The sequence below is a fragment of the Kocuria sp. ICS0012 genome (assembly GCF_001665945.1).
Classification (GTDB): domain Bacteria; phylum Actinomycetota; class Actinomycetes; order Actinomycetales; family Micrococcaceae; genus Kocuria; species Kocuria marina.
Map to the genome: position 1 here is coordinate 1 of NZ_LZMM01000053.1, position 19,530 is coordinate 19,530.

Here is a 19,530-nt window from a genome sequence, read left to right on the forward strand (position 1 = left end):
CCCCCCCGCCGCCCCCCCCCCCCCCCCCCCCCCCCCCCCCCCCCCCGGGGGGGTCGCCGTCGTCACCCCGGGCCCCCCCCCCCCCCCCCCCCCCCGGGTGGGGGGGCCCGGGCGCTCGCTCGATCGCGCCGGTCGGCGCGGGTGGTGTGAGGGGTCAGTGCCCGCCGTGCGCCTCGCCCGCCGGGGCCGGGGTGTTGGAGGGGTTGGCCGGGGTGGACGGTGCGCCGCCGGGCACGAAGGATGCGTAGCGCGGGTAGGTGTGGTCCAGGACGGGGACCTGGGTGGTCTGGTCCTGGTCGTCCGCGGTGAACGTGGTGTCCACCATCAGGCCGGGGTTCGCGCCGGCGCGGTCCAACAGCACGGGCCGGGACTTCTCGAGCACGACCTCCTGGTTGGCGGGGACCTCCACGCTCGCGCGGGCGCCATTGGCGTCCATGGTGACGGTCTCGGTCTGGTCGCCGGTGTTGATCAGGGTGCCCAGCACGCGGCCCTCGGAGTTCTCGTCCTCGGCGACGACCAGGATGTTGCGCAGCTGGACGTCACCCAGGTCCATCTGGATCCCGTCCGTCGGGGCGTAGCTGTCCATGGTGGCCTGCGGGCTGATGTACGCGCACCCGCTCACACCGGTCAGGACGGCGAGTGCCGCCGCACCCATTCCGAGGTGCTGCAACTTCTTGTGGGCGGCGTTCTTCACGGCACGAACTCCTCGGGCTCTCTGACAGCGGGTGCAAAATCTGCAGTCAGTCTATCGGTTTGGCCACGGATCGTCTGCATCCGCGCCCCGTTCGTGGCGCGCCCGTGGGCCCGTGGTACGCGCGCTTATGGAGTGACGACGACGCCGCACGGCCGGGTCACGCACACCCGCCCGGGCGCTTCCCGGGTGGCCTCCATAAGGCCCCGTGATGCGGTTCGTGGAGCGGCCACGGACGGGGCTCGCGGAAAGGTGGGCAATCATACACCGTGGTAGACTTGGCGGGCTGAAAGGGGTTTGTGCATGGTTTTTGAGGTTGGCGAAACGGTTGTCTATCCGCACCACGGTGCCGCAACTATCGAGGAGATCAAGACTCGAACCATCAAGGGTGAGGAGAAGATGTATCTCCGGTTGAAGGTCACCCAGGGCGATCTCATGATCGAGGTCCCGGCGGAGAACGTCGATCTCGTGGGTGTGCGGGACGTCGTGGACGAGGAAGGCCTCAAGGAGGTCATCGCGGTCCTGCAGGCCAAGGACGCCGAGGAAGCCTCCAACTGGTCGCGCCGCTACAAGGCCAACCTCGAGAAGCTCGCCTCCGGCGACGTCCTCAAGGTCGCCGAGGTCGTGCGTGATCTGTGGCGCCGCGATCGCGGCAAGGGCCTCTCCGCCGGCGAGAAGCGCATGCTGACCAAGGCCCGCCAGATCCTCACCTCCGAGCTGGCACTGGCCAAGAAGATCGACGAGGAAGAAGCGGAGAAGCGCCTGGACGACATCCTGTCCGCGGCCTGATTCCCGTAGCACGTCTTCGTGTCCCAGATTTCCGACCTCGCGAGCCCGTCCGCCATGGACGGGCTCGCCGTCATTGTCGTGGCCGCCGGTTCCGGCACGCGGCTCGGGTACGGGATGCCCAAGGCGCTCGTCCCCGTGGCCGGTCGACCGATCCTGGAGCACGCGCTTGCCACGGTGTGCGGGACCCTGCCCGGTGCCGCGGTGATCGTGACCGTGCCCGCCGGAGACACGGACCTCACGGCCGTCGCGCGCGCCGCGGGGGCCGCGGCCGTGACCGGGGGTGCCACACGCGCCCAGTCGGTCGCGGCAGCACTGACCGCCCTGCCCGCGGGTGTCACCCACGTCCTGGTGCACGACGCCGCTCGCTGTCTCACTCCGCCCGCCGTCCTCGAGCGGGTGGTCACCGCCCTGCATACGGGTGCACAGGCCGCGGTTCCCGTGACCCCGGTGACCGACACCGTGCGCGGGGTGGACACCCACGGGCGCAGTACCGGGACGGTGGACCGGGCGGGGCTGCGCAGCGTCCAGACACCCCAGGGTTTCGACCGTGCACTGCTCGAACGGGTGAACCGCGCGGCCGGTCTGCTCCCGGACGGCCCACTGGACGCCACGGGGGAGGACCCCCAGCTCGGGCACAGTGTTCGAACGGCAGAGGCGGCCACCACGGTGACGAGTTCCGCAGGGGATCCCGAAGGCATCACGGACGATGCGAGTCTTGTGGAACTGTTCGCCCCCGAACACCCCGTGGAATTCGTGGCCGGGGACGAGGAGTCCTTCAAGATCACCCGTCCCCTGGACCTGGTACTCGCCCACGCGATCGTGCGTGAGCGGGACTCGGCCTGTCCGGCACAATGGCCGCATGACTGACGCAACCCCAGGCCCCGCCGATCCATCGACCCCGGAACCCCGGCCGTACCCCGTTCCGCTCGTGGGGATCGGGGTGGACGTGCACGCGTTCGGCCCGGAGGGCACCCCGCTGTGGATCGCCGGACTCATGTGGCCCGGCGAGCGGGGACTGAGCGGGCACTCGGACGGGGACGTCGTGGCACACGCCGCGGCGGACGCGCTGTTCTCCGCGGCCGGCGTGGGGGACCTGGGAGCGCACTTCGGAACGGACCGCCCGGAGTTCGCCGGGGCCTCGGGGTGTCGGATCCTCTCGGAGGCAGTGCGGATCGTGACCGAGGCCGGCTTCCGGGTGGGCAATGTCTCCGTCCAGCTCGTGGGCGACCGACCCAAGTTCTCCCCGCGGCGGGACGAGGCCGCCGCGGTGCTCACGGAAGCGGCTGGCGCGCCGGTGCACCTGAGCGCGACCACCACGGACGCCCTGGGGCTCACGGGCCGGGGCGAGGGTCTCGCGGCGATCGCCACCGCGATCGTGTTCCCGCACGGCTGAGCCCAAACGGGCGGCGACCGAGCCCGCCAGCCGCAACCCAGCAGACCGGTCGAGTCCACCGGGGGAGCCCGCCAGTAGTGCCGGCCGACCGAACCCGCCCGCCGCGAGCGTGCGGCGCCACCCCGTTAGACTGGCAGGGTGACTTTGCGCTTCTACGACACCGCTTCCGCGACCGTCAAGGACTTCGTCCCCGTGCGACCCGGCGAGGCGGGCCTCTACTACTGCGGTGCCACGGTGCAGGGCGCACCGCACATCGGCCACGTGCGTTCCGCGCTCGTGTTCGACATCCTGGCCCGCTGGCTGCGCTTCCGTGGCTACGAGGTCACCACGGTGCGCAACGTGACGGACATCGACGACAAGATCCTGGCCAACGCGCACGCCTCGTTCGAGAACGACTACCAGGGTGACCACCCGCGCGAACCATGGTGGGCGCTGGCCTACCGGTTCGAGGGTGTGTTCGGGCGGGCCTACGCCGCGCTCGGTATCGAGGCCCCCACGTACGAACCCCGGGCCACGGGCCACGTCCCGGAGATGCACTCGCTGATCCAGGAGCTGATCGACGCCGGGCACGCGTACCCCGCACTCGACGATTCCGGCGACGTCTACTTCGACGTCCGTTCGTGGCCCCGCTACGGCGAACTCACCCGGCAACGCGTGGAGGACATGCAGGACGCCCCGGACGCCGATCCCCGCGGCAAGCGCGATCCCCGCGACTTCGCGCTGTGGAAGGGACACAAGGAGGGCGAGCCCGCCACGGCATCGTGGGATTCCCCGTGGGGCCGCGGCCGCCCCGGCTGGCACCTGGAGTGCTCGGCCATGGCCCACAAATACCTGGGCGCGCACTTCGACATCCACGGCGGCGGCCTAGACCTGCGTTTCCCGCACCACGAGAACGAGCTCGCCCAGTCCACCGCGGCGGGCCGCCCGTTCGCCAACTTCTGGCTGCACAACGGGCTCGTGACGTACGAGGGCGAGAAGATGTCCAAGTCAATCGGCAACACGGTCTCCCCGGCGAGCATGCTCGCGGAAGCACGGCCGCTCGCCGTGCGCTACTACCTGGGCCAGGCCCACTACCGTTCCGTGCTGGACTACCGGCCCACGTCCCTGCGGGAGGCCACCGCCGCCGTCGAGCGCGTGGAAGCCGTCCTCGCGGCCGCGCAGCATTCCGGACTCAGCGTGTCCTGGGAGCACACGGATGTGCCTGAGGAGTTCGCCGCGGTCATGGACGACGACCTCAACGTGCCCCGCGCGCTCGCGGTGCTGCACGAGACGGTGCGCGCGGCCAACACGGCTCTCTCGGGCCCGGAGGCCGCGACCGCCCAGCCGCTCGTCTCCGCGATCGCGGGCATGTCCGACGTCCTGGGATTGCTCCCCTTGATGAGTCTCGACGGCGCTCGGGACGCCGACGGCGCCGAGCACCGCGCGCTCGACTCCCTCGTCCAGGACCTGCTGGCCCAGCGTGCCGCCGCGCGTGAGGCGAAGGACTGGGCGCTCGCGGACCGGATCCGGGACCAGCTGGCCGCTGCCGGCGTCGTCGTGAAGGACGGCGCCCGGGGGTCCGAGTGGTCCGTGGGGGGATGAGCCTGGCCTAAACTGGAGCCAGATCGCCGACCACCCCGGGGCGGCCCGCGGGCCGTGACCCGTGACAGACACGGAGTACTGACCATGGCCCAGAAGAACCGACCCGGAGCCACGCGCAAGAAGAAGGGTCCGGTCGTGGGTAGCGGCGGCCAGCGCCGCAAGGGCCTGGAGGGCCGCGGCCCCACGCCCAAGGCCGAGGACCGCGTCTACCACAAGGCGTACAAGGCCAAGCAGGCGGTCGCGCGCAAGCAGCAGAACCTGCACCGGCGTCCGTCCCGCACGGGGGCCGGGCCCATCAAGGAGGACCTCGTCACGGGGCGCAACGCCGTGCTGGAGGCCCTGCGCGCCGGGGTGCCCGCCAAGACGTTGTTCGTGGCCACCAAGATCGAGATGGACGACCGCGTCAAGGACATCCTGCAGTTGTGCGCCGAGGCCCAGGTGCCTACGCTCGAGGCCTCGCGCGGCGAGCTGGACCGGCTCTCAGCGGACGCGATCCATCAGGGTGTGGTGCTGCAGGTCCCGCCGTACGACTACCAGGACGCGGACGAGCTCGCGGCCTCCCTCATGGCCGACCGGGGCGAGGATTCCCGCCCGCCCCTGCTCATCGCGGCGGACGGGATCACCGATCCCCGCAACCTGGGTGCGATCATCCGCAGCGTCTCCGCGTTCGCCGGGGACGGGGTCATCCTGCCCGAGCGCCGCTCCGCCGGGGTCACGGCCACGGCGTGGAAGACGAGTTCGGGTGCTGCGGCGCGCGTCCCCGTGGCCAAGGCCACGAACCTCACGCGCACGCTCGAGAACTGCAAGAAGCAGGGCTACTTCGTGGTCGGCCTCGACGGCGGCGGGGACGTGGACCTGCCGCAGCTCGAGTTGGCCACCGAGCCCCTCGTGGTGGTCGTGGGTTCCGAGGGCAAGGGCCTGTCCCGCCTGGTGACGGAGCACTGCGACGCGATCGTGTCGATCCCCATCGAATCCGCGATGGAGTCCCTTAACGCGTCCATGGCGGTGGGGATCACGCTGTACGAGATCGCGCGCCGGCGTGCAAGCGCGTAGTTATCCGCTGGGCGTCCACCCCTCCCCGTCCGGGGACGGGACCGCCAACGTCGCGGTGTACGCCCCAGGCCTGACCGAGGTGGACCTCATGTTCCGGCGCCCCGGTGAATCGTGGCAGCGGTTGCGGCTCGCGGGGGAGAACCACGGGATCCATTACGCGACCGTCTCGCGCCCACGCCATGTGCCGGAGGTGGAACTCACCCCGGACGAGCTCGCACGGGACGTGTGTCCCGCGATGCCCGAGGGAACCGAGTACGGATTCGTGAGTGCCCGGCCCGAGGGCAGTCCCGTGCCGGATCCGGCGTACGAACCGGTCCTGCTGGACCCCTACGGGCGGGGACTGACGCGTGTGGCGCCACCGAGCGGCGTCGTCAATCCCGGCGCGGACGCCTACGGCGGGGAGTACGTTTCCGTGGTGGTCGCCCAGGACCACGAGTGGCGCGACCACGACCGTCCCCGGCCGGCGTGGCGCGAGACCGTGATCTACGAGGCCCATGTGAAGGGCCTCACCATGCTGCACCCGGGGATCCCTCACGAGCTGCGCGGCACCTACGCGGGACTCGCGCACCCCGTGATGCTCGAGTACCTGCGCAGCCTGGGGATCACCGCGGTGGAGCTGTTGCCCGTGCACGCCCACCTGGACGAGGCCCACCTGACCGCGAACGGGCTCACCAACTACTGGGGGTACAACACCCTCGCGTTCTTTGCACCCCATGCGGGGTACGCGACCAAGGCCGCCCAGGAGGCCGGGCCCACCGCGGTGCTCAACGAGTTCAAGGCCGCCGTGGACGCCTTGCACGGCGCGGGGCTGCAGGTGTTCCTGGACGTCGTGTACAACCACACCGCAGAAGGCGGACCCACACAGCGCCCGTACTGCTGGCGCGGGCTCGGGGACCGGGAGTACTACCGCCACGACGAGCACGGCAACTACGTGGACGTGACCGGGTGCGGCAATTCCATGGATTTCGGCAACCCCCAGGTCGTGCGCATGGCTCTGGACTCCCTGCGCTACTGGGTCACGCAGTGCCACGTGGACGGCTTCCGCTTCGACCTGGCCCCCGAACTGGGCCGCGACGAGCACCACCACTTCACGCGCAACCACCCGTTCTTCGTGGCGATCGCCGCGGATCCGGTGCTGCAGGGCGTGCGGATGATCTCCGAACCGTGGGACGTGGGCGCCGGTGGCTGGCAGACCGGGCGCTTCCCCACCGGCTGGGCGGACTGGAACGACCACTACCGGGACACCGTGCGGGACTTCTGGCTCTCGGGTCAGCGCACCATGCGTCGCGGGGGCGGTGGGGGCACCGCCGGTCGGCTCGCCGGGGCGATCTCCGGGTCCGCGGACCTGTTCGCCCCGCACGGGCGCACCACGCTGGCCTCGGTCAACTTCATCACCGCGCACGACGGGTTCACGCTCTACGACCTCACGGCGTACGACGCCAAGCACAACGAGGCCAACCGCGAGAACAACGCGGACGGCACCAACGACAACCACTCGTGGAACCACGACCACGAGGGCTTCTCCCCGGACGTGCGCGTGCGGGCCGCCCGCGCGGCCACCGCGCGCAACATGATGGCCACCCTGTTGTTCTCGCAGGGCATCCCCATGATCACCGCGGGGGACGAGCTGTTGCGCTCCCAGGAGGGCAACAACAACGCGTACTGCCAGGACAACCGGCTCTCGTGGGTGGACTGGCGACTCACACCCCTGGATCGGTCCATGCTACGCACGACCCAGCGGCTCATCCGGATCCGCCGGGCCTTCCTGGCGAGCCAACCCCGGGACTTCCCCACGCGCCCCCGGGACGTGGTGCTCAAGTGGTACGCGAGTTCCGGGGAGCCCATGAGCGACGATCTGTGGCAGACGGACGGGGTCCGTGCGCTGCAGATCGTGATCGGCGCGCGCGGGGGTGACCTCGCGGGACTGTTCGTGCTCAACGGCACCGCATCGCCCGTGGCCGCGGTGTTGCCGCGCTTCGAGAACCTGGCCGGCTCGGACGTGGAGGGGGCCTCGTACCGGCTCGTGCTCGCCACGGACCCTCAGCTCGACGAACTGACCGGCAACCGATGGCGTGCCGGGGAGGAGCTCACGGTCCCGGCACAGAGCATCGCGATGTTCGCGATCGCGTGAACCGGGCGGGCCGGACGTCAGTCCCCAGCGTTGCGCACGAGAGCGAGTTCGGCCGGTGAGGCCAACTCGTCGTGGCGCGGCAACACCCTCACGGTGTACCCGAACGGGCCGGAGCGGTCGATCGTGATGGGCCCGGAGAACGTCATGCGTCCCCCACCCAGCTCGATCACGTCCTCGAGCGTGGCGTAGGACCGTTCGTGGATGTGATCGGTTTCCGAGACGCGCCCGTAGCTGACCTGCACGGTCACGTCCTCGGGGGTTAGCTCGCCCAGATCTACGTACGCGTTGACCGTGAGCTCGTCACCGATCTGCGGTTCCTGGCGCACACCGTGTGCGTCCACGTGCTCGATCCGCAGCTGCGGCCACGCGGTACGCACGCGCTCGACCCAGTGGGCCGTGCCGCGGGCCAGGGCGCCGTCGTCCGTGGTCACGCGCCGGCCGGCGACGCACGCGGGGACGTACAGCTCGTTGACGTAGTCGGTGAGCATCCGCCGGGCGGAGACCTTGGGCCCGAGGGTCGCGAGTGTGTGGCGCACCATGGCGAGCCACTGGTGCGGCACGGTGCTCGCTCGCGACGGCGCGGTGTCGGGTCCGGCCGCGGTCGTGGCGTCCTCGGAACCGTCACCGTAGAACCGCGGTGCCACGTGGCTCTCGATGAGTTCGTACAGCGCGGCGGCCTCGATGTCATCGCGCTCGTCCGTGCCGGCCTTGTTGTCCGCGGTGGGGATGGCCCAGCCGTTCTGCCCGTCGTACATCTCGTCCCACCACCCGTCCAGGACGGAGAGGTTGAGCCCGCCGTTGATCGCGGCCTTCATCCCGGAGGTCCCGCACGCCTCGAGCGGACGCAGCGGGTTGTTGAGCCACACGTCGCACCCCGGGAACAGGACACGCGCCATGGCGATGTCGTAGTTGGGCAGGAACACGATCCGGTGACGCACCTGCGGATCGTCCGTGAACCGTACGAGGTCCTGGATCATCCGCTTGCCCATCTCGTCCGCGGGGTGGGACTTGCCCGCGACCACCAACTGCACGGGGCGGCGGGGGTCCAATAGGATCCGCTTGAGCCGTTCCGGGTTGCGCAGCATGAGCGTGAGCCGCTTGTACGTGGGGACGCGGCGTGCGAAACCGATGGTCAGCACGTCCGGGTCCAACACGGACTCCGTCCAGCCCAGTTCCGCGTCCGCGGCACCGCGGCGCTTCCACGAGGCCCGTAGACGCTCGCGGACGTCGTGCACGAGGCGTTCCCGCAGGGCGCGGCGGGTGGCCCAGAGCTCGGCGTCGGACACGTTGTAGATCCTGCGCCAACGAGCGGCCGGGTTGGTGTCGTTCTCCTCCGGGTCCACGGCCATGCGCCACACGGCGGGGTCGATCCAGGAGGGGACGTGCACGCCGTTGGTCACCGAGGTGATCGGGACCTCCTCGGTGTCGAAGCCCTCCCACAGCCCGTGGAACATGGACCGGGACACGGCACCGTGGAGCTCGGCCACGCCGTTGGCACGCTGGGCGAGCCGCAGCCCCATGACCGCCATGTTGAATTTGCTCGGGTCACCGCCCGGCATGGTCTCCGCACCCAGCTCAAGCACGCGCTCGGAGGGGACATCCGGGGCGAGCCCCGCGGCGAGGACGTGGGCGATCTGATCGCGTTCGAAGCGGTCGATGCCGGCCGGGACCGGGGTGTGGGTCGTGAACACGGTCGCGGCGCGCACCGCGGTGAGTGCTTCCTCCCACATCATGGCCTGGGCGTCGGCCCCGGGGTTCATGAGTTCCTGGATCCGCTCGACGCCCAGGAAACCCGCGTGGCCCTCGTTGCAGTGGTAGACCTCCGGCGTGGGCGCACCCGTGATCCTGCTGTGCGCGCGCAGCGCCCGGATCCCTCCCATGCCCAGCAAGAGTTCCTGGTACAACCGGTGGTCGCTGCCGCCGCCATACAACCGGTCGGTGACGTTGCGTGCGGCGTCGTCGTTCTCGCTGATGTTGGAGTCCAGCAGCAGCAGCGGCACGCGGCCCACGTCCGCCCGCCAAATCTGCGCGGACAGCGTGCGGCCCTCGGGCAGCGGTAGGACCACGCGCGCGGGCGTACCGTCCGCTTCGCGCAGCAAGGTAAGAGGGAGTTCGTCCGGGTCCAGCACCGGGTAGGTCTCCTGCTGCCAGCCGTCCCGGGACAGCGACTGCTTGAAGTACCCGGCCTGGTACAGCAATCCCACGCCCACCACGGGCACGCCCATGTCGGACGCGGTCTTCAAGTGGTCCCCGGCGAGGATCCCGAGTCCGCCCGAGTACTGCGGAAGCGCGGACGTGATGCCGTACTCGGCGCTGAAGTACGCCACGGCCGCCGGGGCGTCCTCGCCCTGCGTGCGCTGGTACCACTGGGGTTCGGTGAGGTAGGTGTCCAGATCGGCGTCGAGGTCGCGGATGCGCGCCACGAGCTCGGGGTCCGCGGCGATCTGCTGGATCTCCTCGCGCGTGAGCGAGCCCAGGAGCTTGACGGGGTCCCCGTGGACCGCGTCCCACGCGTGCGGGTTGAGTTCGGCGAAGAGGTCCTCGGTGGGCTGATGCCACGTCCATCGGAGGTTCTTGGCCAATCGTGAGAGTGCGGCGATCGACTCGGGTAGGACGGTGCGGACGGTGAACCTGTGGATGGCCTTCACGGTCCCGAGCCTAGCGGCTGTGGCCTCGCCGCTCCACGGGGTCCGACGTGTGACGCGAGTGCGTCGCCGTCGCGGTTTGGGGACCACGGCCACGGCCTTATGAATCGGGGCGTTTGTCGCTAACGTTGGTCTCGTGTCGCAGCAGAACTCACAGCCCCAGGGCCGCCGTCCGTCCTCAGATCCCGTGCCGGATCCCCACGCGGGCGATGCCCACCCGGACGTCGGGTCCCGCTTGACCCCGCCGGTCCCGGCCACGGGCGTTCCCGACGTCGCCCCCTCGGTACGCCGAGCGGAGGCCCACGACGATGCCGCTCGCGTCCCGTCCGCGCCGGAGGCAACCGAAGCGGCGTCGTCCGCCGGTGCCGGGCAGCCGGACGCCCACGCATATGCGGAACCGGGTGCGGCCGAGGAGGTCGCCGCGGTCGTAACACCTACCGAGGACACCGAATCCGAGGCGCAGCCCGCATCCGACCAACAGTCCGCACCCGGAGCGCAGCGCGAGCCCGACACTCAGTCCGCACCTGATCCGCACGCCGAAGCCGCGGCGCAGGCCCCGGCCGAGCAGGACACCGATTCCGGGGACGACGAGCATCTGGCGGACTTCCCGTCGGACGATCTCGTGTACGGGCGGATCCCCGTGACGGACGTGAGCCCCGTGATCGAGGGTGGGCGTTTCCCCGCCACGGCCGTTCCCGGTGAGGACATCCGGGTGAGCGCGACCGTGTTCCGCGAGGGTCATGACTCCCTCGGTGTGACCGCGGTGTTGTACGACCCGCAGGGCCGTGAGACCCAGCGCCGACCCATGACGCTCGTGGCCCCCGGGACGGACCGCTACGAGGCGTGGCTGCGTCCCGAGCGCGAGGGCCCCTGGAGTTTCGCGGTGGAGGGCTGGTCGGATCTCTACGACACGTGGCACCACGCCGCGCAGATCAAGTTGGGGGTCGGCCAGGACGTCGAGCTCATGTTCCAGGAAGCGGCCCTGCTCTTCGACGCCGCCTCCAAGGAGTCCGATCGCGCGACCGAGGAGGCCCGGGTCTTCGAGGACGCCGCCGAGGCGATGGCGGACACCGACCGCACGCCGGAACAGCGGTGGGAGATCGCCACGTCCCCGCAGCTCCTGGACTACGTTCGTGAGCGGCCGCTGCGTGATCTGCTCAGCTCGTCCCCGCGCTACCCGCTCGGCGTCGAGCGCGAGGCCGCGGGTCGTGGTGCGTGGTACGAGTTCTTCCCGCGCTCCGAGGGCGCCACGTACGACCCCGAGACGGGCGAGTGGACCTCGGGGACGTTCCGCACGGCCACCGCGGCCCTGGACCGGGCCGCGGCCATGGGCTTCGACGTCGCGTACCTCCCGCCCATCCACCCGATCGGGCGGAACCACCGCAAGGGGCCGAACAACACCCTCACGGCCGGACCCCAGGACCCGGGTTCCCCGTGGGCCATCGGTGGGCCGGAGGGAGGTCACGACACGATCCACCCGGACCTCGGGAGCTTCGAGGACTTCGACGCGTTCGTCGCGCACGCCCATGATCTCGGTCTCGAGGTCGCGCTGGACCTCGCGCTGCAGGCGTCCCCGGATCACCCGTGGGTCGCCGAGCACCCGCAGTGGTTCACGACCCGCGCGGACGGCAGCATCGCCTACGCCGAGAACCCGCCCAAGAAGTACCAGGACATCTACCCCCTGAACTTCGACAACGACCCCGAGGGCCTCGCCGCCGAGGTACTGCGGGTCGTGGAGCTGTGGATCGGTCACGGCGTGAACATCTTCCGCGTGGACAACCCGCACACCAAGCCCCTGTGGTTTTGGGAGTGGCTGATCGCCAGGGTGCGCAAGAACCACCCGGACACGGTGTTCCTCGCCGAGGCGTTCACGCGTCCGGCCATGATGCAGGGGCTGGCCAAGGCCGGGTTCCAGCAGTCCTACTCGTACTTCACGTGGCGCAACACCAAGGAGGAGATCGAGGAGTACCTCCAGGAGATCTCCCACGAGACCTCCGGGTTCTACCGGCCCAACTTCTTCGTGAACACCCCGGACATCCTCACCGAATACCTGCAGTTCGGTGGCCCGGCCGCGTTCAAGGTGCGCGCGGCCCTGGCGGCCACCGCGTCCCCGCTGTGGGGCGTGTACGCCGGCTTCGAGTTGTTCGAGCACGTCGCTCGTCCCGGGGCGGAGGAGTACATGGACAACGAGAAGTTCCAGTTGCGCCCGCGCGACTTCGACGCCGCCGTGGAACGCGGCGAGTCGCTCGCGCCGTACATTACGCGCCTGAACCGGATCCGCAAGGACCATCCCGCACTCGGGGACCTGCAGAACCTCACGCTGCAGAATTCCACGGACGACGCCATCGTGGCCTATAGCAAGACCAAGACCGTGGAACGGGACGGCGAGCAAGTCCGGGACACCGTGATCGTGGTGCTCAACACGGACCCGCACAGCGCGCGGGAGGCCACCGTGTGGCTGGACCTCGACTCCCTGGACCTGCGGGGCCAGGACTTCAACGAGGACGGCTCTTTCTGGGTAGACGACCTGATCTCCGGTGCGAGCTGGAAGTGGGGCACCCACAACTACGTGCGCCTGGATCCGTACGTGGAACCCGCGCACGTGCTCAGCGTCCGCCGCGGGGTCAAGTGAGCGAGCGCCGTCGCGATGCGCCCCGACCGCTGAGCGCGGCGCACCACGGCGGCCGGCACCCCGCACCCGTCATGACCGACACGCACGTTTCTCCGAGAGGGCAGTCCAGCCGACCATGAGCACCACTCCTTTCCAACTCAACGCTCCCGGGCTCGCGCACGACCCGGACTGGTTCCGCAAGGCCGTGTTCTACGAGGTGCTCGTGCGAGCCTTCTCGGACGCCAACGGTGACGGCTCCGGCGACTTCTCGGGTTTGATCGACAAACTCGACTACCTGCAGTGGCTCGGGATCGATTGCTTGTGGCTGCCCCCGTTCTACGAATCCCCGCTGCGGGACGGCGGCTACGACATCTCCGACTACTACTCCGTGCTGGACGAGTTCGGCACCGTGAGCGACTTCAAGCGACTGGTCGCAGAGGCCCACGCGCGGGGTCTGCGGGTCATCACCGACCTGCCGCTGAACCACACCTCGGACCAGCACCCGTGGTTCCAGGCTTCGCGGGAGGACCCGGAGGGGCCGTACGGCGAGTTCTACGTCTGGTCGGACACGGACGAGAAGTACCAGGACGCGCGGATCATCTTCGTGGACACCGAGGTCTCCAACTGGACCTTCGACCCCGTGCGGCGGCAGTTCTTCTGGCACCGGTTCTTCTCCCACCAGCCGGACCTGAACTTCGAGAACCCCAAGGTCGTCGAGGCCGTGTTCGACGTCGTGAAGTTCTGGCTGGACATGGGCATCGACGGCTTCCGCGCGGACGCCATCCCCTACCTCATCGAGGAGGAGGGGACCAACTGCGAGAACCTGCCCGGGACCCACGACTTCCTGGTGCGGCTGCGCGAGATGGTGGACCGCGAGTACCCCGGCCGCGTGATCATCGCGGAGGCCAACCAGATGCCGCACGAGGTCGTGGAGTACTTCGGCACGGAGCAGGCGCCCGAGTGCCACATGTGCTTCCACTTCCCGATCATGCCGCGGATCTACTACTCGTTGCGCGATCAGAAGGCCGCCCCCATCGTCTCCACCATGGAGCACACGCCGCAGATCCCGCGGGGCACGCAGTGGGGCACGTTCCTGCGCAACCACGACGAGTTGACGCTCGAGATGGTCACGAGCGAGGAACGCCAGGCCATGCTCGGGTGGTACGCCCCGGATTCGCGCATGCGCGCGAACATCGGTATCCGACGCCGCTTGGCACCCCTGCTCGACAACTCCCGCGCGGAGCTCGAACTCGCGCACGCGCTGTTGTTGTCCCTGCCCGGGTCGCCGTTCCTGTACTACGGGGACGAGATCGGCATGGGGGACAACATCTGGCTCGACGACCGCGACGCGTCCCGCACACCCATGCAGTGGACCCCCGACCGCAACGCCGGCTTCTCCACCGCGGATCCGGGCAAGCTCTACCTCCCGGTCGTGCAGTCGCTCGTCTACAACTACACGCAGACGAACGTGGAGACGCAGCTCGCGTCGTCCTCCTCCCTGCTGCACTGGATCCGGCAGATGCTCATGGTGCGCAAGGCTCACCCGGCGTTCGGTCTGGGGGACTACGTCAACGTGAGCACGGACCACGAATCCGTCCTGGCATTCCTGCGCCGCTTGAGCCCGCAGGACGCGGACGACGGCGTGGGGGAGACCCTGCTGTGCGTGTTCAACCTTTCCCACGTCCCGGCGAGCTGCAGCGTGCACCTGGCCGAGTACGCGGGCCGGGGCACCCGGGAACTGTTCGGCGGTGAACCGTTCGGCTCCTTCTCGGAACAGGGCGACTATCGCATCACGCTCGGTTCGCAGGACTTCTTCTGGCTCCGGTTGCGCACGACCCCCGGCACGGACGGTTCCCACCCCGAGACGGTGGCCATGCCCATCATCAAGCCCGCGCGCAACGAGTGAGCGCGCGCGGGTACGGCCCGCGCGCGAAGCAGTGATTGTCCAGACGAAAGCGGGGGACCCTCCATGACGGATCAGCAATTTCTCGACAGGTTGCGCGACTGGTTGCCGCGGCAGCGGTGGTTCCCGTTCACGGCCACCCCGGACCAGTTGCGCTTGAGCGTCGTGGGCCGAGCGACCCTGGATTCCGGCACCGGATCGCATCGCGGCACGGAACGCATCATGTTCCTGGTCCAGGTCACGGTGGGCGAGCGCAGCGAATTGCTCAACGTACCGGTCGTGCGCAGCACCGAAGCCCTGCCCGAGCTCGAGCGCTTCGCGATCGGCAGCTATTGCTCCGGCGGCCCGGACCGTCCCCTGCCCGAGCAGCTGATCGCGGGTGCGGAGGCCTCGGCCTCGTTCCTGCGCCGCGCCATCTCGCACGCGGGTTCTTTCCGCGAACGACGCCGCTCGGAGCGCTCGCGGACCGCCCAACCCATCACCTCGGAGGACTCCCCGGAAGCCGGTCAAACCGCCGGCGCCCAGGAGAAGGCCGGCGCGTCCGGTCGTAGTGAGGCCCGCGCCGAGGCACAGGGCAGCGAGAACACCACCGCGGACGAGACGGCCACGTTCCACCTCTACGACGCCGTGGGGGACCCAGGTTTCATGGACCGGGTGCTGCGGATCATGGATGCGCAGCTGACCGAGGGCGGGGTGCTGCGCCACGGGATGGGCCTGCACGGCCGCTACACCGGGGCCATGAACACGGATTATCGGATTGGCTCCGCGGATCAGGTGCGGGTGATCTCCTCAGAGCAGTCCAACACGTCCGTGATCCTCACCCCGCAGGACGCGGAGGACTCGGATTCCGCGCTGGGCGGCGACGCGGTGATCGTGAAGTTCTTCCGTGTGGTGGGGGAGGGGCGCAACCCGGACGTGGAGGTGGGCGTCAAACTCACGTCGCACGGTTCCACCGCGGTCCCGGCCACGGCTGGATGGCTCGACGCCCAGTGGCGCCAGGGCCTGGTCACCACGTCCGGTCAGCTCGCGGTGGCCGCCCAGTTCCTGGCCGATTCGCGGGACGCGTGGGCCATGGCCCTGGACGCGGCGAGCCATGCCCGGGACTTCTCCGAGCTCGCGGCCGAGCTGGGTGCCACGACCGCGCGCGTCCATGCCGACCTCCTCGGCGCCTTCGAACCCGTCACCGCGGACGACGATGCTCGGCGCCGGTTCCTGGACGACCTCGCCTCGCGGATCCGCTGGGCGTGGGAGTCCTGCGGGGACTACTTCGATTCCTACCGGGCCGAGGTCGAGGACCTGCTCGAGCAGCTGTCCCGGATCCGGGAGATCCCCGCCCTGCAACGGATCCACGGTGATTACCACCTGGGCCAGGTGCTGCACAACGACGCCCAGGGGTTCCGGATCCTGGACTTCGAGGGTGAGCCCCTACGACCCATTAAGGAGCGTGTCCGCCCGGACGTGGCCCTGCGCGACGTCGTCGGCATGCTGCGCTCGTTCGACTATGCGGGCGCCATGGCCGCGCGCGAGCGGGACGAGGACATGAGCGCCTGGACCGACGCGGTCTCGGACGCGTTCCTCGAGGGGTACGCCCGCACGAGCGGTTCTGGCGTGGACCGGGATTCGGTGCTCTTCCGCGCCCTGTGGCTTGACAAGGGCCTGTACGAAGTGGTCTACGAGCAGCGCAACCGCCCGGGCTGGGTCGCGGTCCCGGCCGGTGCCGTGGTGCGTTCGCTTGAACGTACGCGCTCCCGTAACGTGAGGCGTGAAACACACGAGAGCCACACACCTGCATCCAGAACCGAGGATTTCGTGACCCCTGAACACCCCGAGAACACCAGCCCCGCGGCGTCGTCGACTCCTACGGGCCCCGAATCCACGCCAACCCCGGCATCCGAGTCCGCGCAGCACGCCGACGGCCGGGCGCCGTCGGCGGAACCGCGCAACGCGCGGGGCGCTGCGTCGGAGGCGACCGGGACGAACGACGCGTCGGCTCGGACCACCGACGGTAATGACGTGACGGCTCCGGCGGAGACCGCGGGCGGGAACCACGCGTCAACTCGGGCCGGGACTTCCCAGCAGAGCGTCGCAGCGGCGTCGGAACGGGAGCACCCCGCGGGCGGGCCCTTGCCCGTGAGCGCGGACGTGCTCGCAGCGGTGGCCGAGGGGCGCTACCACGATCCCCACGCGGTGCTCGGGGCGCACTTCAACCCGGACGGTTCGGTGACCATCCGGACCCTGCGACGCTTCGCGACGCACGTCTCGGTGCGCACGCTCAACGGGACGTTCCCCCTCGAGCACGAGTGGGGCGGGATCTTCACCGGCGTGGTCCCCGCGCACGACGAGGGCAAGATCCCGGACTACCGCGTCCTGGTGACCTATGCGGGCAAGGAGCCCGCCGAGGTCGACGACCCCTACCGCTTCGCGCCCACCCTGGGCGAGCTGGACCTGCACCTGATCGGCGAGGGCCGGCACGAGACCCTGTGGACCGTGCTCGGTGCCCACGTGCACCACTACCCGTCCTCCATGGGGGACGTCTCCGGCGTGAGCTTCGCGGTGTGGGCCCCCAATGCCCGGGCCGTGCGCGTGATTGGTGACTTCAACGGGTGGGACGGTTCCGAGCATGCCATGCGCTCGCTGGGTTCCAGCGGTGTGTGGGAAGTGTTCGTGCCCGGCATGGGCTCCGGGGACACCTACAAGTTCCGGATCCAGGCGGCGGACGGCTCGTGGCGGGACAAGGCGGACCCCATGGCCTTCGGCACCGAGATCCCGCCGTCCACCGCGTCGCGCGTGTTCGAGTCCTCCTACGAGTTCCAGGACGACGCGTGGATGCAGGCCCGCGCGGCCAAGGATCCCCACAACGCACCCATGAGCGTGTACGAGATGCACATCGGCTCGTGGCGCATGGGTCTCGGCTACGTGGATCTCGCCCGCGAGCTCGTCGAGTACCTCACGTGGCAGGGCTTCACCCACGTGGAGTTCATGCCCGTCGCGGAGCACCCCTTCGGTGGTTCGTGGGGTTACCAGGTCACCGGCTACTACGCGCCGTCGTCGCGCTTCGGTTCCCCGGACGAGTTCCGCTACCTCGTGGACCAGCTGCACCAGGCCGGCATCGGTGTGCTCGTGGACTGGGTCCCCGGCCACTTCCCCAAGGACGAGTGGGCGCTCGCCAAGTTCGACGGGCAACCGCTCTACGAGCACCCGGACCCCCGCCGCGGCGAGCACAAGGACTGGGGCACGCTAATCTTCGATTACGGCCGCCGGGAGGTGCGCAACTTCCTCGTGGCCAACGCGAACTACTGGCTCGAGGAGTTCCACGTGGACGGGCTGCGCGTGGACGCCGTGGCCTCCATGCTCTACCTGGACTACTCGCGCAACGACGGCGAGTGGGAGCCCAACCAGTACGGCGGACGCGAGAACCTCGAGGCCATCGCGTTCCTGCAGGAGGCCAACGCCACCGCGTACCGGCGCAATCCCGGGATCGTCATGGTTGCGGAGGAGTCCACGTCCTTCCCAGGGGTCACCAAACCCACGAGCGCCGGCGGTCTCGGCTTCGGGATCAAGTGGAACATGGGGTGGATGCACGACAGCCTCGAGTACATGGCCGAGGATCCCGTCAACCGGCACTACCACCACAACAAGGCCACGTTCTCCATGGTCTACGCCTACTCAGAGAACTTCATCCTTCCCATCTCCCACGACGAGGTCGTGTACGGCAAGGGCTCCCTGCTGCGCAAGATGCCGGGTGACCGGTGGCAGCAGCTCGCCAACGTGCGCGCGTACCTCGCATACATGTGGGCCCACCCGGGTAAACAGCTGATCTTCATGGGCACCGAGTACGCCCAGGAGTCCGAGTGGTCCCAGGAGCACGGCCTGGACTGGTGGCTCTCCGAGACCCCACCGCACCACGGCGTGCAGGAGCTGGTGAAGAGCCTCAACGAGATCTACCGCGAGACCCCGGCCCTGTACGCACGAGATAATGACCCGTCCGGTTTCGAGTGGATCGACGCCAACGACGCCAAGCGCAACACGCTGTCCTTCACCCGATGGGACGACCAGGGCAACCCGCTCGTGTGCGTGGCCAACTTCGCGGGCAATACCCACGAGCGCTTCCGGTTGGGTCTGCCGTGGGCGGGGGAGTGGGACGAGGTGCTCAACACGGACTCCGACATCTTCGGGGGTTCCGGCGTGGGCAACCTGGGCCGGGTCACCGCGGCCGAGGGTGCATACAACGGGAAGCCGGCGTCCGCCGAGGTCACCGTCCCTCCGCTCGCGGTGTTGTTCCTGAAGCCGGCCAAGGGTGCGAGCACCAACCCGACGGCGCGCGACCGGGACTGATCAGGTCACGCATCATTGAATGCAGAACCCGCGGGAGCACGTGCTCCCGCGGGTTCTCCATCTCCGGAGGGTTCGCCGTCCCAGGTTTGCCGTCTCCGGTGGGGGACGTGTAATGTCTTCCGAGTTGCCACGGCAGCGGCCGCGAAGGCCGAACGGGGCAACGAAACGGAGTCAATCCCACCACTGACGAGCCGCGCACAACGGCGAGAAGGTGTGCTAGGATGGTTCCCCGCAAGCCGCTGAAGAGCGGTGACAGCAGGAAGCAATCGAGGTTCATTTCGAGTTGCAGCCCGGGTCACCCGCAGCTAAGCTTGCAGATCGCAACCGACCGTTGTGGCCCTGGTGAGGGGCCGTGTGGTGTGGTTTGTTGTTTGTCAACTCAATAGTGTGTCTAGTTT

The 19,530-nt window shown here is 69.4% G+C and carries 11 protein-coding genes; 9 read left to right on the top strand and 2 right to left on the bottom strand.

Annotated elements, in window-relative coordinates; translation table 11 throughout:
• Positions 1-154: 154 nt before the first annotated feature.
• On the bottom strand, positions 155-694 hold the full coding sequence (locus tag A5728_RS09240; protein ID WP_082943372.1) for a hypothetical protein: 540 nt from the start codon (positions 692-694) through the stop codon (positions 155-157).
• A 300-nt stretch (positions 695-994) separates the two neighbouring features.
• On the opposite strand from A5728_RS09240, the gene A5728_RS09245 reads away from it, so the two are divergent.
• The 6 genes from A5728_RS09245 to glgX all read left to right on the top strand — a co-directional run bounded on the left by A5728_RS09245 (position 995) and on the right by glgX (position 7,638).
• Positions 995-1,480, top strand: coding sequence for a CarD family transcriptional regulator (locus A5728_RS09245; protein ID WP_064846759.1), 486 nt, complete (start codon positions 995-997; stop codon positions 1,478-1,480).
• A 54-nt stretch (positions 1,481-1,534) separates the two neighbouring features.
• Positions 1,535-2,347 (top strand): 2-C-methyl-D-erythritol 4-phosphate cytidylyltransferase, encoded by an 813-nt coding sequence (locus A5728_RS09250; RefSeq protein WP_064846768.1) that lies wholly within the window; start codon positions 1,535-1,537, stop codon positions 2,345-2,347.
• Complete coding sequence (gene ispF / locus A5728_RS09255) at positions 2,340-2,873, top strand: 2-C-methyl-D-erythritol 2,4-cyclodiphosphate synthase (RefSeq protein ID WP_064846760.1); 534 nt, start codon at positions 2,340-2,342, stop codon at positions 2,871-2,873. Before A5728_RS09250 ends, ispF begins: the two co-directional genes overlap by 8 nt.
• Positions 2,874-3,011: 138 nt before the next feature.
• Positions 3,012-4,454, top strand: coding sequence for a cysteine--tRNA ligase (gene cysS, locus A5728_RS09260; protein WP_064846761.1), 1,443 nt, complete (start codon positions 3,012-3,014; stop codon positions 4,452-4,454).
• A gap of 84 nt (positions 4,455-4,538) precedes the next feature.
• Complete coding sequence (gene rlmB, locus A5728_RS09265) at positions 4,539-5,507, top strand: 23S rRNA (guanosine(2251)-2'-O)-methyltransferase RlmB (protein ID WP_064846762.1); 969 nt, start codon at positions 4,539-4,541, stop codon at positions 5,505-5,507.
• Entirely contained in the window at positions 5,494-7,638 is a 2,145-nt protein-coding gene (glgX, locus tag A5728_RS09270; protein WP_064846763.1) for a glycogen debranching protein GlgX, read from the top strand. Before rlmB ends, glgX begins: the two co-directional genes overlap by 14 nt.
• 17 nt (positions 7,639-7,655) lie before the next feature.
• Here glgX and glgP read toward each other — a convergent pair whose 3' ends face one another.
• Complete coding sequence (glgP, locus tag A5728_RS09275; RefSeq protein ID WP_064846764.1) at positions 7,656-10,286, bottom strand: alpha-glucan family phosphorylase; 2,631 nt, start codon at positions 10,284-10,286, stop codon at positions 7,656-7,658.
• 592 nt (positions 10,287-10,878) lie between these two features.
• On the opposite strand from glgP, the gene A5728_RS09280 reads away from it, so the two are divergent.
• The 3 genes from A5728_RS09280 to glgB all read left to right on the top strand — a co-directional run bounded on the left by A5728_RS09280 (position 10,879) and on the right by glgB (position 19,132).
• Entirely contained in the window at positions 10,879-12,915 is a 2,037-nt protein-coding gene (locus tag A5728_RS09280) for an alpha-1,4-glucan--maltose-1-phosphate maltosyltransferase (RefSeq protein WP_064846769.1), read from the top strand.
• Positions 12,916-13,030: 115 nt separating this feature from the next.
• On the top strand, positions 13,031-14,800 hold the full coding sequence (gene treS / locus A5728_RS09285; RefSeq protein WP_064846765.1) for a maltose alpha-D-glucosyltransferase: 1,770 nt from the start codon (positions 13,031-13,033) through the stop codon (positions 14,798-14,800).
• 63 nt (positions 14,801-14,863) lie between these two features.
• The gene (gene glgB / locus A5728_RS09290) at positions 14,864-19,132 is read left to right on the top strand and encodes a 1,4-alpha-glucan branching protein GlgB (protein WP_064846766.1); all 4,269 of its coding nucleotides are present in this window, start codon (positions 14,864-14,866) and stop codon (positions 19,130-19,132) included.
• The last annotated feature ends 398 nt before the right edge of the window (positions 19,133-19,530 follow it).

Excerpts from the sequence above, each read along its gene's own strand:
- A5728_RS09250 (WP_064846768.1), top strand. The coding sequence starts at position 1,535 with ATGGACGGGCTCGCCGTCATTGTCGTGGCCGCCGGTTCCGGCACGCGG.
- A5728_RS09245 (WP_064846759.1), top strand. The coding sequence starts at position 995 with ATGGTTTTTGAGGTTGGCGAAACGGTTGTCTATCCGCACCACGGTGCC.
- treS (WP_064846765.1), top strand. The coding sequence starts at position 13,031 with ATGAGCACCACTCCTTTCCAACTCAACGCTCCCGGGCTCGCGCACGAC.
- rlmB (WP_064846762.1), top strand. The coding sequence starts at position 4,539 with ATGGCCCAGAAGAACCGACCCGGAGCCACGCGCAAGAAGAAGGGTCCG.
- ispF (WP_064846760.1), top strand. The coding sequence starts at position 2,340 with ATGACTGACGCAACCCCAGGCCCCGCCGATCCATCGACCCCGGAACCC.
- glgB (WP_064846766.1), top strand. The coding sequence starts at position 14,864 with ATGACGGATCAGCAATTTCTCGACAGGTTGCGCGACTGGTTGCCGCGG.